12 protein-coding genes, 7 tRNA genes and 1 rRNA gene are annotated in these 14,301 nt (G+C 45.9%); 19 read left to right on the top strand and 1 reads right to left on the bottom strand.

Annotated features, from left to right (window positions below; translation table 11 throughout):
• Positions 1-77: 77 nt before the first annotated feature.
• The 7 genes from BVG16_RS24970 (at position 78) to BVG16_RS32930 (ending at position 7,620) form a co-directional block, all read left to right on the top strand.
• Positions 78-1,697, top strand: coding sequence for an ABC transporter substrate-binding protein (locus BVG16_RS24970; RefSeq protein WP_078501929.1), 1,620 nt, complete (start codon positions 78-80; stop codon positions 1,695-1,697).
• Positions 1,698-1,730: 33 nt separating this feature from the next.
• Entirely contained in the window at positions 1,731-3,842 is a 2,112-nt protein-coding gene (locus BVG16_RS24965; RefSeq protein WP_078501928.1) for an alpha-galactosidase, read from the top strand.
• Between the two features lie 93 nt (positions 3,843-3,935).
• Positions 3,936-4,883, top strand: a complete 948-nt coding sequence (locus BVG16_RS24960; protein ID WP_078501927.1) for a DUF4432 family protein — start codon at positions 3,936-3,938, stop codon at positions 4,881-4,883.
• 90 nt (positions 4,884-4,973) lie between these two features.
• On the top strand, positions 4,974-6,050 hold the full coding sequence (locus BVG16_RS24955) for an FAD:protein FMN transferase (RefSeq protein ID WP_078501926.1): 1,077 nt from the start codon (positions 4,974-4,976) through the stop codon (positions 6,048-6,050).
• A gap of 206 nt (positions 6,051-6,256) precedes the next feature.
• Positions 6,257-6,682: a hypothetical protein gene (locus tag BVG16_RS24950; protein WP_078501925.1), complete on the top strand. Its 426-nt coding sequence runs from the start codon at positions 6,257-6,259 to the stop codon at positions 6,680-6,682.
• Between the two features lie 31 nt (positions 6,683-6,713).
• Positions 6,714-7,415, top strand: a complete 702-nt coding sequence (locus tag BVG16_RS24945) for an AIM24 family protein (RefSeq protein ID WP_078501924.1) — start codon at positions 6,714-6,716, stop codon at positions 7,413-7,415.
• Between the two features lie 43 nt (positions 7,416-7,458).
• Positions 7,459-7,620 carry a hypothetical protein gene (locus tag BVG16_RS32930; protein ID WP_158081782.1) on the top strand — a complete coding sequence of 54 codons (162 nt, stop codon included), beginning with the start codon at positions 7,459-7,461 and terminating at the stop codon, positions 7,618-7,620.
• Between the two features lie 38 nt (positions 7,621-7,658).
• Here the strand turns inward: BVG16_RS32930 and BVG16_RS24940 are convergent, their stop codons facing one another.
• On the bottom strand, positions 7,659-8,999 hold the full coding sequence (locus BVG16_RS24940) for an LLM class flavin-dependent oxidoreductase (protein ID WP_078501923.1): 1,341 nt from the start codon (positions 8,997-8,999) through the stop codon (positions 7,659-7,661).
• A 281-nt stretch (positions 9,000-9,280) separates the two neighbouring features.
• Between BVG16_RS24940 and BVG16_RS24935 the strand changes: the two genes are divergently transcribed.
• From BVG16_RS24935 to BVG16_RS33205, 12 genes are all read left to right on the top strand, one after another.
• Positions 9,281-10,066, top strand: a complete 786-nt coding sequence (locus BVG16_RS24935) for a methionine ABC transporter ATP-binding protein (protein ID WP_078501922.1) — start codon at positions 9,281-9,283, stop codon at positions 10,064-10,066.
• A complete protein-coding gene (locus BVG16_RS24930; protein ID WP_078501921.1) occupies positions 10,063-10,725 on the top strand; it encodes a methionine ABC transporter permease in 663 nt (220 codons plus the stop codon). The genes BVG16_RS24935 and BVG16_RS24930 overlap by 4 nt, the downstream gene beginning before the upstream one ends.
• A 37-nt stretch (positions 10,726-10,762) precedes the next feature.
• On the top strand, positions 10,763-11,617 hold the full coding sequence (locus BVG16_RS24925; protein ID WP_078501920.1) for a MetQ/NlpA family ABC transporter substrate-binding protein: 855 nt from the start codon (positions 10,763-10,765) through the stop codon (positions 11,615-11,617).
• 137 nt (positions 11,618-11,754) lie between these two features.
• Positions 11,755-11,830, top strand: a tRNA-Asn gene (locus BVG16_RS24920).
• A gap of 5 nt (positions 11,831-11,835) precedes the next feature.
• Positions 11,836-11,911: transfer RNA gene (locus BVG16_RS24915), tRNA-Val, on the top strand.
• Between the two features lie 18 nt (positions 11,912-11,929).
• Positions 11,930-12,006, top strand: a tRNA-Met gene (locus BVG16_RS24910).
• Between the two features lie 37 nt (positions 12,007-12,043).
• Positions 12,044-12,120 (top strand) — tRNA-Asp (locus tag BVG16_RS24905).
• A 20-nt stretch (positions 12,121-12,140) separates the two neighbouring features.
• Positions 12,141-12,215 (top strand) — tRNA-Gln (locus tag BVG16_RS24900).
• A gap of 10 nt (positions 12,216-12,225) precedes the next feature.
• Positions 12,226-12,301: transfer RNA gene (locus BVG16_RS24895), tRNA-Lys, on the top strand.
• 61 nt (positions 12,302-12,362) lie between these two features.
• Positions 12,363-12,445, top strand: a tRNA-Leu gene (locus BVG16_RS24890).
• Between the two features lie 180 nt (positions 12,446-12,625).
• The gene (locus BVG16_RS24885; protein ID WP_078501919.1) at positions 12,626-13,753 is read left to right on the top strand and encodes an FUSC family protein; all 1,128 of its coding nucleotides are present in this window, start codon (positions 12,626-12,628) and stop codon (positions 13,751-13,753) included.
• A 327-nt stretch (positions 13,754-14,080) separates the two neighbouring features.
• Positions 14,081-14,301, top strand: a 16S ribosomal RNA gene (locus BVG16_RS33205); the annotation flags it as partial.

Below are 14,301 nucleotides of genomic sequence, written 5' to 3'. Positions count from 1 at the left end.
ATCGGGTGTAAGCTTCTTACAATTAACCTTAGATACATCGCACAACCAATTGCTAACTTTAGAGAGGGGTTAATGGTATGAAGAAGTTAAACTTAGTTTTGACAGCGGCATTAGTTCTGTCCTTGCTTGCTGGATGCGGTTCTAAAACAGCTTCAAATGAGTCCTCGTCAGGTACGACGCCGGATGCGGCAGCAACGAATAATTCTCCGATGAAATTGACATGGTTCGACAAGAACACGGGGGATGCATTCACGAACCCTGTGGCTCTAGCGATTACGGAAAAAACAGGAGTTACCGTAGAGATTCAGCAACCAACGGGGAATCCGTTAGAGAAACTGAACTTAATGTTGGCAAGTAATGATTTGCCGGATGTCCTCATGTTGGATCGTGGAAGCGATATCATGAACAAGTATATTGCTTCGGGGGCTGTTATTCCCTTAAATGATTTGATCGACCAATATGGCCCGAATATTCAGAAGATGTATGGCGATACGTTGAAAAAGACCAGAAATGCGGATGGGAAGAACTATTACTTACCGAACTGGTATGGTCTTGAGAAATATCCGGTATTCGGGTTCTTGATGCGCATGGACATTATGAAAGAATTGGGCGTAGGCGATAAAGTGAATAACGGCGAGCCCTTCACAGCGCAAGAGTTCGAAGATTTGCTTATGAAATTTAAAGAAAAGTACCCGACAATCGATGGCAAACCGTCCATTCCAATGACACTGAATGGGGAAGACATCGGCAGTGTGCAATGGACATTCAAAGGGATGTTCGGCATGAAGACGTATTATGAGGAAAATGGAGAACTCAAGAGAGATATTCGTGATCCTCGTTACCTCGAAATGATGAAATTTATCAATTCCTTGTATAACAAAGGTCTGATCGATAAAGAATGGGCGACCCTCAAAACCAAGCAGTATGATCAGAAAATTGCAGCAGGCAATGTCTTCGCCTCAGTGAATGCTGGATGGAATCTGGTGAACGCCAATACATTGTTAAAAGCAGATGCGCCTGAGGGCACGAACGCAGATGAAAGACAATTGTATCAATACAAAGTGCTTGGACCTGGCATTGCGGCCGACCAAACGACTTATGGTCCGAAGAGTTCATTAGGCTGGGATGGCGTATCGATCTCCAAGACGAATAAAGATCCTGTTCGTACGATCAAAATGTTGGATTTCCTGGCAAGTGAAGAAGGTCAATATTTAATGATGTGGGGAATCGAAGGCAAGGACTGGGATATGAAGGACGGCAAGCATGTACCGCGTCAAGAAATTTTGGATGCGTTCACGAAAAATTGGGATGAAGCTTCCAAAACATCGGGTGTTCGCAAATGGACATGGATGATCAAGAATGGTCCAGGATCTGACGGTACGCCATATGATTTAATCGGACGTTACAAAACAGACGCAACGACGGATCTTGCCATCAAAAACCTTGCAGATACAGCCTATGACACAGCACCTTACGATAATCTAGGACCTGCAGGGGGGACACCTGAAGCCATCATGGATCAAAAAGTCAGCGAAACGATTAATAAATACTACTTGAAAATGGCATTAGCGCCTTCCGAACAAGAAGTAACGAATATGTATAACCAAATGATGAAGGAAGTCGAAGCAGCAGGTCTTACCAAGTTGGAAAAAGTGTATAACGAGAATTATCAAGCATGTATGGAATTGTGGAAATAACGCAAAAAGAAATGAACAAGTAGGTGGAAAACAATGACGATTCAATATCATGAACAACATCGTATATTCGCAATTCAGACGAACACAACCTCATATGTGTTCGGACGGAATGAAAAAGAGAGCTTGCAGCATCTGTATTGGGGCGCATCTGTGGATGCCGAAGATTGCATGCCATTGCTCCGTACCCGGTTTCATAGTTCCTTTGATATGGAGCTAGAGCGAGAGATTGAAGAGTACAGCTTCTGGGGAGGACTCGTCTATAGCGAGCCTTCCTTGAAAGTAACGTGGCATGATGGCGTCCGCGACCTTTGTATGGTTTATGCGGGCCATCAAATCACGGAGCAAGACGGTAAAGAAACGTTGGTCGTTACGATGAAGGACCGTGTATATCCGTTAGAGGTGCACATAACCTATGTTGTAATACCTGAGTATGATCTCATCGAACGCTCAGCAAGAATCGTAAATACAGGCGATAACGATGTCGTCTTGGAAAGCGCGCAATCTGCGGCATGGACGATTCCAACTTTGCAAGATTATCGCTTAACCCATGTCACTGGAAAGTGGTCTGGTGAATTCCAGCTTCGAGATACGGTGTTATCCGAAGGGAAGAAAGTATTGGAATCGAGAAGAGGCTTCACGGATGGGCACGCGAACCCGTGGTTTGCCATTGATAATGGCTACGCAACGGAAGAGAGCGGGCAGGTATGGTTCGGTGCGCTTGCATGGAGCGGCAACTGGAAGATTACGGCGGAGAAATCGGCCTTCAATCAAGTCCGAGTGACCGGCGGTATCCATGATTTCGATAGCGAGTGGATTCTTGGACCAGGGGAAAGCTTTGAGACACCGATGTTTGTCGGCGGGTATACGGCTGGCGGATTTGGCGAGATGAGCCGCCATCTCCATCAGTATCAATACGATTATATTATTCCGAGCCAAGAACCTCGCAAAGTGTTGTATAACTCTTGGGAAGCAACGTATTTCGATGTGAATGCCAAAGATCAGATGGCGTTAGCCGAGCGTGCGGCCAAATTGGGCGTAGAGCTTTTCGTTGTTGATGATGGTTGGTTCGGACAACGGAATCATGACCGCGCGGGGCTAGGGGATTGGTTCGTAAATAAGGAGAAATTCCCGAACGGGTTAAATGAATTAATTGATAAGGTTCATGAACTGGGCATGGAATTTGGGATTTGGGTGGAACCTGAAGCGGTGAATCCGGACAGTGATTTGTATCGCCAGCATCCGGACTGGGTGTATCATTTCCCAACACGCGGACGGACGGAATTGCGTAATCAGCTCTTATTGAATATTTCCAAGCCGGAAGTGAAGAACTTCATTATCGATTTCATGTCCGATCTCCTCCAGCAGCATGATATTAAGTTCATTAAATGGGATATGAACCGTACCGTGACAGAGCCAGGGATGAAGGATCATCCGATCAACAGGCAGAAGGAAATCTGGGTTCGACATGTACAGAGTCTATATGAGATTTGGGCAGAGCTGCGGAAGCGGTTCCCGCATGTCGCATTTGAAACCTGTGCCGGCGGTGGATCTCGCATTGATCTAGGGATTCTTCGTTATGCAGATCAATCTTGGCCAAGTGATAATACGGATGCTTTCGACCGTCTGAGCATTCAAGAAGGATTCGCCTATGTTTATCCGCCGAAAATGATGACGTGCTGGGTGACTGAATCGCCTAGCGGTATGAACAAACGGATGGCATCGCTGTCGTATCGCTTCCATAGCGCAATGATGGGGACGCTCGGTATTGGTTCGAACTTGAACGAGTGGAGCGATGAGCTCATTGAACAATCGGCAACATTCGTGGAGCAATACAAACAAATCCGCCCTATCGTGCAATACGGACAACAATTCCGTCTGCAAGGCCTGAAGCATAAAGGGGTAACGGCAGTGCAATATGTGAGTGATAACGGTTCGGAGAGCGTCTTGTTTGGATTCCTGCACTCCCAGCGTTTAGGCGAACCTTTGCCGCGTTTGCGCCTCCAAGGATTACAAGCGGACAAATCGTATAAGATTGATCAGTTGCCAGGAATATGGACGGGTAGAGCTTTAATGAACATTGGGATTGAGCTGCCGCTGCGCGGAGATTTTGACAGTCTCATGTATCGCATTCAAGAACAAAATTAAGAGTATCGCGGCATGAAAAGGGCCCCTTCCGTATGGTGCATAAATCGGAAGGGGGCTTTTGTATGCTCGTCATTGCCGAAGGAGTGAGCGGATATGCTAGGTTGGGAAAAGCAAGAAATCGACGGTTATTTGGCTTGGATAGGCAGAACAGAGCTCATGGAGATCATCGTAGTACCGCAGCTGGGGAGCAAGGCCATTTCATTGAAACATCGGAAGACGAACCGTGAATGGCTATCGAGAACGGAATTGCCTTTAGGAAATCGGGGTTATGCGAGTTCGTTCAGCGATAGTGACGGGAGCGGATGGGATGAAATGTTCCCAACCATTAATCCATGTCGATACGGTGAGTATCCTTGGCAAGGGGTGGAACTGCCTGACCACGGTGAAGTATGGTCGATTCCTTGGCAGGCGATGGTAGACAACCAGCAGCTGCAATGTGAAGTCTATGGGGTTCGAATGCCCTACCAATTGCGTAAAACGTATTCGTTCCGTACGGCGGAGCGGTTACGTATCGATTATTCTGTTCAGAATCTCAGCCCTTTTCCGTTTTCATTTCTTTGGGCCGCACATCCTTTGTTCCAGGTTGTTGAAGGGATGGAGATCAGGGTGCCGGCGGATCTGAACCAAATCGTCGTTTCTTATTCGCAGCATGGGAGGTTGGGAGAGACAGGGGACAAACTTGCTTGGCCTAACCCATTTGGAGAAGCTTCACCGACGCCATTAAATCGGGTTGAAGCGGATACCGCACGAACGGCTGAGAAATACTACTTCGCAGAAGAACTGCCCGAGGGAAAGGCATCGCTCTATGATCCTCGTACGGGAGAGCAGATGACGATGTATTTTCCGATAGAGCAAGTGCCGTACTTGTCGATCTGGGCGAATTATGGAGGATATCTAGGTCAATACCATGTAGCCATTGAACCCGCAACAGGGTTTCTTGACGATGTATCCTATGCGATGGAGCAAGGGAAGGCAGCTTATGTGGAAGCGGGAGGAACCTATAGCTGGTTTCTGGAGCTGGAGCTTTCGCAAAATACGTAAGGTGATAAATATCACATACATTCATGTGCCTCATGGACGATAATTTTGATGGTTTTCATGACAAGATTACGTGAGGGGGCTCTCGTTCATATGAAGAACAGTACAAAGTTAAAAATAGCAGCGGCAGCAATTCTTCTGTTCGTAGTGGCCGGAAGTGGATACTTCCTGTGGAGCAGCAATTCCAGCAAGAAAGCACCGCCGAATGAGCTGGTGGCCAAGACCCTTTTTAAGTTCGATACGGTGATCAATCTGAAGTTATATGGGGATCAAGCAGCGCAGAAACATCTGAAAGAAATTGAGAAGATGCTGGATCAAATCGACGAACAGATTAATATGAGCAATAATAAGAGTGAAATTTACCAAGTGAATGCGGCGGCAGGAAAAGATGCAGTCCAGGTTTCGCAGGGTACGTATGATTTAGTCAAAGCGTCTCTAGACTATGCGATCGATACCAAAGGAGCCTTTGATCCAAGCGTAGGATCGCTCGTCAATTTATGGAAGATTGGAAATGGCGGACAACACCCTCCTGCCGAAAGTCTCATTCAACAGGCGAAGTCACTTGTGAACTATAGAGATATTGAGATGGATGACAAGAACTTGACGATCAAGCTGGCCAAAGCGGGAATGTCTCTCGATCTCGGTGGGATCGGCAAGGGCTACGCAGCAGATTTGGTGTCTGACTACCTGCACGAAGAGAAGGTAGAAAGTGCGATTATCGATCTCGGCGGCAGCAGCATTATTGCGATTGGCAGCAAACCTACGGGAGAATCGTGGCGCATTGGTCTCCAAGATCCAGATCGGGAACGGGGAGACCAACTTGCCGTTGTGCAGCTTCAAGACGAGACGATTGACTCTTCCGGCGTCTATGAACGGTTCTTCATGGATAATGGCGTTCGTTATCATCATATTCTGGATCCGAAGACAGGTTATCCTACGCAGAACGGCATTAAGAGCGTCACGATTATCGGCGGAACCGCTACCGATGCTGATGTACTTTCTACGGCGGTTGTTATTATGGGGCTTGAAGATGGACTCGCCTATATTAAGCAGAAGCCTGACGTAGAAGCGATGTTCATCATGGAAGATAACAAGATTTATATGACACCCGGATTGGAAGGAAAGATTAATTTAACGAATACAAGATATACACTGGTTGACTCGAAGTGATCCACTAAGCCACACGTATAACGCAAATCCCTCTTGAGGTAGCCATGGAGAGTGCTCATGGTGTATCCTTTAAGAGGGATTTTTGATGTTTAATCTAGTAATCTATTCCACCAATATGGAACATTTCACGACAATCCTTGCAACTTCATTCGACAAATATCGTATATATTTTCAGAACCTATCGAAGCTTGAAAGGAGGCGGTCTGTTGAATTTTCGGGGAAAAAGAAATTATAGTTTCATATGGATTCTAATGGTGTTATTCGCGATATCGATTTCAGGTCCGGTTCCTCAGGCGCATGCAGGGTTCTGGGATTGGGTTACTGGCGTAAGTGAGCTGCCTTCAGACTTTAATGAGCTGAAGTCTAAATATGATCAAATCGAGCAGAACTTGAATGCAAGCAAGGAACATTATGAGACGGTTATGCAGCAATTAAATATCGAGAATGAACAGCTTCGTCTGAAAAATGAGCAGTTAACCGAACGATTACTTCTATTAGAAGAAGAAGATCAGCAGCAGAAGAAACATGTGCGTCTGATTATTCAAGGTACGTTAACGCTTATTGGGCTGCTTTTGCTATGTTTTGCGGTGACCCGGGTACTCAGAGTCATGGTATGGCGGCGAAATCGCTAGTTTTGGTTGAGAGAAAGGAGTGTCATCATCCGTGGAGGTCTGGAGTGAATCTGCATCGCAACTATCACAGTCGGTGACCCTTCAGTTAGAAGAAGGGGAATCTGTACATATTCTCCATCCGCGACAGATTATTTCGTTTCAAGGGAACCCTAGTCATCGAGAAGATCGACTTATGGATATCACAGGCATGTATCGCAAACGGAAATTGATTCAATCTCAAATTCGGGGATCAGCACAATTGATGATCGGCTTGCCTGCCGGATATTCCTTGCAGACGATTCCGATTCAGGATGATTGCGACTTATTGTTCGAATGGAAGCACGTGTTGTTCTATACCGAAGGAATGCGGGTCGAACGCAAGGTGCAGACACTAAAGAATGCCATTATTACCCGAGAATTGGTGAAAATGAAATTTTCCAGTCATGACGGGCAACTTGGGATTCTGTCTCATGGGCCTCTTCATCGGATTGAACTCCATCCGGAATTCCCGACGTACATTGATGTAGGTTGTCTTGTCGCCTATCCTGAGAATGCAAGGTTAACGCCTCGGGTATACGGGAACACGCTAGCCAGCCAGCATATGAATTATCATTGGGAGATCATGGGCCGCGGGTATGCATTGGTCCAGACCGGAAAATCGGACAGTCAGCTCGAACAGGACATCGAAGGTGATGGATTTATCAAAAGAATTCTGCGGGAAGTCATTCCGTTTGGCGGCATTATTATCAAATAAGTATTATAATAGGATGCATACTTATTGGACGGAGAGGATTCCCATGAACGAGATACAGCAGCAAGACCAGGATTTGAAAGAACGTATTCGAGAGCTGGAAACGGAGAATGCTCGCTTGAAGCAGCTTATTCTGAAGTTAAAAGGACAACGTAGTACTGCGAACGGTAACATGTCCACCATGTTAAGAGAAGCATTACGTGAATAGTGTTGATACGTAGAAAACCGTCCATAGGGGCGGTTTTCTTATTTAGGTATGGCGTGGGTATGTCGATGGACTGGTTTGGACAAATGAAAATGGTCTCGCAACGTCTCCCCTTCATAATCGGTTCGGAAAAGACCGCGTTCTTGCAGAATCGGTACAACGAGATTTACGAAATCCTCTAGCCCTTCCGGTAAAAAAGGAGCCATCAGCATAAATCCATCAGCTGCCCGTTCGTTGAACCATAATTCGAGCGTATCGGCTATTTTTTCAGGAGTTCCAATCAGATGCCCATTGCTTAATGAACCCGTTAAGATCGAGTAGACTTCCCGCAATGTCGGATTCTCTCTTGCAATCACCTCCTGATGTTTCTTATAATCTGATTTTGTCTCGGACAACTGGCCTAGATTTACGTCTGAAGCAAGAGATTCTAGTGTACATCCCGTAAAGTCGACATCCCTAAAATAATCCGACAAGAATCCGATGCCTTGTTCGTCGGTAATAAGTGCTTCTAATGCATGAAATCTTTGCCATGCTTCATCGTCTGATGCAGCAATGATGGGCGAAATCCCTTGTAGGATATAGATATCATCGGGAGACCGTCCGTAGGAGGCGGTTTTATGTTTGAAGGATTGATAAAATTGCTTCGCATCGGAAAGATTGTATTTGATCGAGAAGATCACTTCAGCAGTCTTGGCGGCAAAATTCTGACCTGCCTCGGAGTTGCCTGCTTGAACAAGCACCGGATGACCCTGTCTGGAGCGGCCAATATTGAGGGGGCCTTGGACAGAGAAGAAGGAGCCTTGGTGATGAATGCGGTGAAGTTTCTCGGGATCGAAGAATCGTCCACTTTCCTTATCATAGAGAAAAGCATCTTCTTCCCAAGAGTCCCATAGCCCTTGCACGACTTGTACGAACTCTTCAGCCCGCTCATAGCGTAATTGATGTTCGAAATGTTGTGTTGCGCCAAAGTTTAGCGCGGTGTTTCCTGACAAATCGCGAGTCGTGACGATATTCCAGCCGACTCTGCCTTTGCTGATATGATCCGCTGACATCAGCAATCTCGCTAGATTAAAGGGTTCGATGTAAGAGGTAGAGGCCGTAGCCACAACACCGATTTTGGATGTAGCACAAGCTAATGCCGTAATGAGCGTAATCGGCTCGAACCGATTGAGGATGTTGGGGTGGGACTGCTCATTGATCGCCAGGCTGTCTGCAATGAACGCGATATCGAACTTCCCCCGCTCAGCGGTTTGCGCCAAACGGATGTAATGGTCGATATCATGACTGGCATTCGGTTGTGCCTGTTCATGTCTCCACGAGGCTACGTGCATCCCTGTCCCTACCAAATAGGCCGAGAGTTTGATCTGTCTTGTACGAGTCAAATGGATCTTCCTCCTCTAATCCGATTTAAATGATTGAAATAGTAAGATTAATATAACGTTATATGGAATTCAAATCAATTATAGGATTTGTCTATATATCCTGAAAAAAAGCTGTTGACATTAGCCGTGTGATGTATTAACTTTATTAAAACGATAGTTTTACTTGGTATTAACGTAAACAACAAAATACTTAAGTTGACCAGTCGACTGGAAACTAAGCATTCACGTGAGAGATCTTGCGTGTTAATGGTTAGTTTTTTTTGTTAAAGGGGGGACGTTGCTTGATACGAATTGAACATGTAAGCAAGAGTTATAGAACGCCGAAGAGTACCGTCAACGTCTTGGATGATATTCAGTTGAACATTGCCAAAGGGGATATTTTCGGCATTATCGGGTTTAGCGGAGCTGGAAAGTCTACCTTAATCCGCTGTTTGAACCGACTTGAAGAACCTGATACAGGAACAATCGAGATTAATGGCAGAATCATTACGGGGCTAAAAGATAAGGAATTACGTGCGGCGAGAGAAAAGATCGGCATGATCTTCCAAGAGTTCAACTTGTTCGACTCCATGACCGTGTTCCAGAATGTCGCCTTTCCCTTAAAAGTGGCGGGCCATCCGAAAGCTTTCATTCATCATAGGGTTCATGAAATGTTGGAGTTAGTTAATCTGGGGGATAAAGCAAAGCTGCATCCATCACAGCTTAGCGGCGGGCAGAAACAACGCGTGGGTATTGCGCGTGCTTTGGTGAACCAGCCGGATGTGCTGTTATCCGACGAAGCAACTTCGGCGTTGGATCCCCAGACGACGTATTCCATCCTAGAACTTTTGAGGGAAATTAACCGGAAGCTGAATCTGACGATCGTCCTGATTACCCATGAACTTGATGTATTGCAGCATATCTGCCGCAACATGGCTGTACTCGAAGCGGGGAGGATCGTGGAGACCGGCACCGTGGATAAATTCTTCATGAACCCGGAAAGCGATACGGCGCGGAGATTTGTCCACATCATCGAGCATTATCGCGATAAAAGAGTCGTGATGGAAGGGATGGGAGCGGGAATATGAGAGACGATTTGTTCGAGCTGCTATGGGAAGGACTGCTTGAGACCTTGTATATGGTAGCTTGGTCATCCTTGTTCGCGCTGCTGATCGGTACAGTGCTTGGGATCATTTTGGTTGTGACGGAGAAAGGCGGCATTATTGAATCGCCGGTCCTGCACAAAGTCATTGGGACACTGATTAACAGTGTGCGTTCCATTCCTTTCATTATATTAATTGTGCTGTTGCTTCCGTTATCACGGCTTATCATTGGGACGACACTTGGCCCTACGGCGGCGATTGTATCGTTATCGATTGGTGCGGCACCGTTTCTAGGACGGATTATTGAAAATTCGCTGAAGGAAGTAAGCGCCGGCAAAATTGAAGCTGCCAAATCGGTCGGGGCGCCGCCTTTTATGATTATTTTACAAGTGCTGATTCCGGAAGCTTTACCGGCTCTTGTTCGGGGTATGACCATTGCGGTTATCGCCATTACTGAATTTACGGCTGTCGCGGGTGCGATTGGAGCGGGTGGGTTAGGAAGCTTAGCGATTCGTTTTGGGTATCAACGATTTCGTGAGGATATATTGATTGCGACGGTTCTGGTCATCATCTTGCTGATTCAGATCATTCAATGGTCGGGAGATTGGATTTCGAAATCGCTGTATAACAAACGGTTTAAATGATTCTATATATAAAAATGAATGATTGGGGAGTGCGAGTATGTCGAAAAAACGCTGGTGGAGTATTACGGTATCTTTCATGTTAATGGGATTGATCGCAGCGGGGTGCGGTTCCAAGGAGGCAAAAAATGATACAAATGCCGTTCAAGCAGCTTCCACAGACAGTTCGTCCAAAGCAGTGACTTTAAAAATTGGTGCTGCAGCCGTTCCGCACGCTGAGATCTTGAATTTCGTTAAGCCCAAGCTGAAGGAGCAAGGTGTGAATCTCGAGGTTATCGTGTTCGATGACGAAGGCCAATTGAATCCAGCCTTGAATGATAAGCAGATTGATGCGAACTACTTCCAACATGTGCCCTACCTGGACTCCGTCAAAACTGAGAAGGGATACGACTTCAAAGTAGCGACCAAGGTTCACGTGGAACCGATCGGATTTTATTCACAGAAGCTAAAGTCTAAGGAAGAGATTCAAGACGGCGCAACGATCGGTATTCCGAATAATCCATCCAACGAGTATCGAGCTTTGGTGCTATTGCAACAGCAAGGGTTCATCAAACTAAAAGATGGCTTATCGAATTACGAGGCGACACCTAAAGATATTGTAGAGAATCCGAAGAACTTGAAGTTTATCGAAGCGGATTCTGCTACGCTCCCAAGATCCTTACCTGACGTGGATGGAGCTATCATTAATACGAATTTGGTGCTTGAAGCCAAAATTGATCCGAAATCCGCACTTTTCCGTGAGGATGCGAACTCACCGTATGCCAATGTTATTGTCGTGCGCAGCGGCGATGAGAGCCGTGAGGACATCAAGAAACTTGATGCCGCATTGACGACTCCGGAAGTCAAAAAGTTTATCGAAGACAAGTATGGCGTTGCGGTTGTTCCCGCATTCTAACGGATCACGTACGAAGAGCAGTCTCACCCTGTGTGAGGCTGTTTTTGTTAGTATGGAAAATATTGCATTTGTGTTATGTCGAAATATGTGATAAATTAAGATTCTGTTCGAGAGAAACACTTCAGAACAAAACATATTCCCTGATAGCTCAGTTGGTAGAGCACTCGACTGTTAATCGAGTTGTCACAGGTTCGAGTCCTGTTCGGGGAGCCATTTATGGAGGCTTAGCTCAGCTGGGAGAGCATCTGCCTTACAAGCAGAGGGTCAGCGGTTCGATCCCGTTAGCCTCCACCATAAATATTTTTTAGATGACGCGGGGTGGAGCAGCCCGGTAGCTCGTCGGGCTCATAACCCGAAGGCCGCAGGTTCAAATCCTGCCCCCGCAACCAATTAAATTCTTGATTAATGATAATCAAGGGATCTCATGGAGCTGTGGTGTAGAGGCCTAACATGCCTGCCTGTCACGCAGGAGACCGCGGGTTCGAATCCCGTCAGCTCCGCCATTATTATCCTTATTGCCTGTTGGGGATTAGCCAAGCGGTAAGGCAACGGACTTTGACTCCGTCATGCATAGGTTCAAATCCTATATCCCCAGCCATTTTTAGTAAGAGCCATTAGCTCAGTTGGTAGAGCACCTGACTTTTAATCAGGGTGTCGAAGGTTCGAGTCCTTCATGGCTCACCAGTTTTTAAAAAATATGGTTGACAAGCAGTTTCAATCATAGTATAGTAATTAAGTACCACGCGCGCGTATGGCGGAATTGGCAGACGCACTAGACTTAGGATCTAGCGGGCGACCGTGGGGGTTCAAGTCCCTCTACGCGCACCATACTCAATAATGACTCCGTAAATTCTGCGAAGATTTTACGGTTTTTTTATGTCTTGATATCGATGTGGAAATGTCAAAATTATTGTTGATATATGTGATTATTATCACAAAGTTAATAATTCGGAGTGGCTATAATAGGGCTGTTCAGAGAAACATTGCTTAAAGTAGGGGGTGTGCTCCATGTTAAGGCGTGTATTAAAGTGGTGCGCTCGCTTGGGTCTCACATTTCATGTCGTCAAAACGGTATTGGCCGCGGCGATATCTTGGTCCATAGCTTCGCTGATGTTTGGAGACCATTTTTCATATTTTGCGCCGCTCGCTGCGGTGTTGACGGTTCAATTAACGATTGCGGATACCATGGAAAAAGGTTTGTATCGCATATTTGGTGTAATTATTGGTGTTGCTGTAACGGTACTTGTCGTTCCTTATGTGGGGCAGAATTTTATGGGGATTGTCGTTGTGCTGCTTCTGGGTATGGGAGCGGCGACAGCTTTCAAGCTTAACCCTCAGATTATCTCGCAAGTGGGTGTGAGCTCCGTGATGGTGATGTCCTTTCAGCAAGCACAAGGATATGCGTCAGGACGTATTATTGAAACAATTGTAGGAGCACTTGTTGCTGTGGTGATTCAAATTGCCATTCGTCCGGAAAATAAAGTGCCGTCCGCGGTAAAACGAAGCTCGAGCATTTGTCAGAAGCTTGCAGAGCGCATGATGCAGTTGAGCAAGAGGGTAAGTGCAACTTATATGGAAATAAATTCGGATGATGCCGATGTGGAATTAATGAACTGGAGCCGTACATTAAATGATGCTTATTGCGGCGCGCAGAAAAGTTTGAAGTATAATCTCATCTACCGCAAGGATTCTGTGAAGTTATCTGCATTGCAGGATCAGGTGGATGCGGTCCAGCGAATTATAATTGCCGTGTCTAGCGTGAACTACGCGGTGCATGAAATAAGCACGCAACATTTACGGGAACTTCCTATAGAAGGGGCGTTGGTGAGTACGGCGGAGTGTATCACGACGTTCGGCAAGATTCTAAGACATTCGACTTCGGAGCGGATGGATCGGATTCAACTCCAGATTGCCCAAGCTTATGAAGATCACCTGCATTTATTTGAATCTTATAAAGAACATCAAGCTCAGGCGGAGACGCTAATGGAGATTGGCAGTTTGTTTGCTGACTTGCATCGGATCGTGGCGGAGATTGAACGTTCCATTTCGAATCTGAATGTTAGTAAGGGAAGAGTGACATCCGTGGACTTCGCCAAGAGGGATAAGAATTCGGTTCGACGTCGAATAGCTAATTAAGTAAATGAGGAATGTGATGTTGTATAGGCTTCCGGATGGAAGAAAATACATGTTGCATTCCTTTTCTTATTCATGGTATATTCTTATTCCAGCCGCTTGAAGGAGCGATGGAAACCAAATATCATGATTTTTACTTCAAAAAAAGAAATAAAAAAAGCTTGCATTACTGAAGATAACATGATATGATATAAAAGTTGTCACCGAGAAACACTGGTGAGAACGAAACGAAAGAAATTGATCTTTGAAAACTGAACAACGAGTGAATTAAAGCATTAAATAAAGAACATTTATGTTCTTGTCAGTTTCAAAATGAGCAAGTCAAACACTTTAATGGAGAGTTTGATCCTGGCTCAGGACGAACGCTGGCGGCGTGCCTAATACATGCAAGTCGAGCGGAGTTATTCCTTCGGGGATAACTTAGCGGCGGACGGGTGAGTAACACGTAGGCAACCTGCCTGTAAGACTGGGATAACTACCGGAAACGGTAGCTAAGACCGGATACACGATTTGATCGCATGATCGHGCTNDGRYANAGTATHNATSSGYAS

Origin of the sequence: Paenibacillus selenitireducens (assembly GCF_002021565.1) — a bacterium.
GTDB classification, from domain to species: Bacteria; Bacillota; Bacilli; order Paenibacillales; family Paenibacillaceae; genus Paenibacillus_K; species Paenibacillus_K selenitireducens.
Note: the sequence above shows the minus strand (reverse complement) of the source record. Positions and strands in the feature narration are given on the sequence as shown.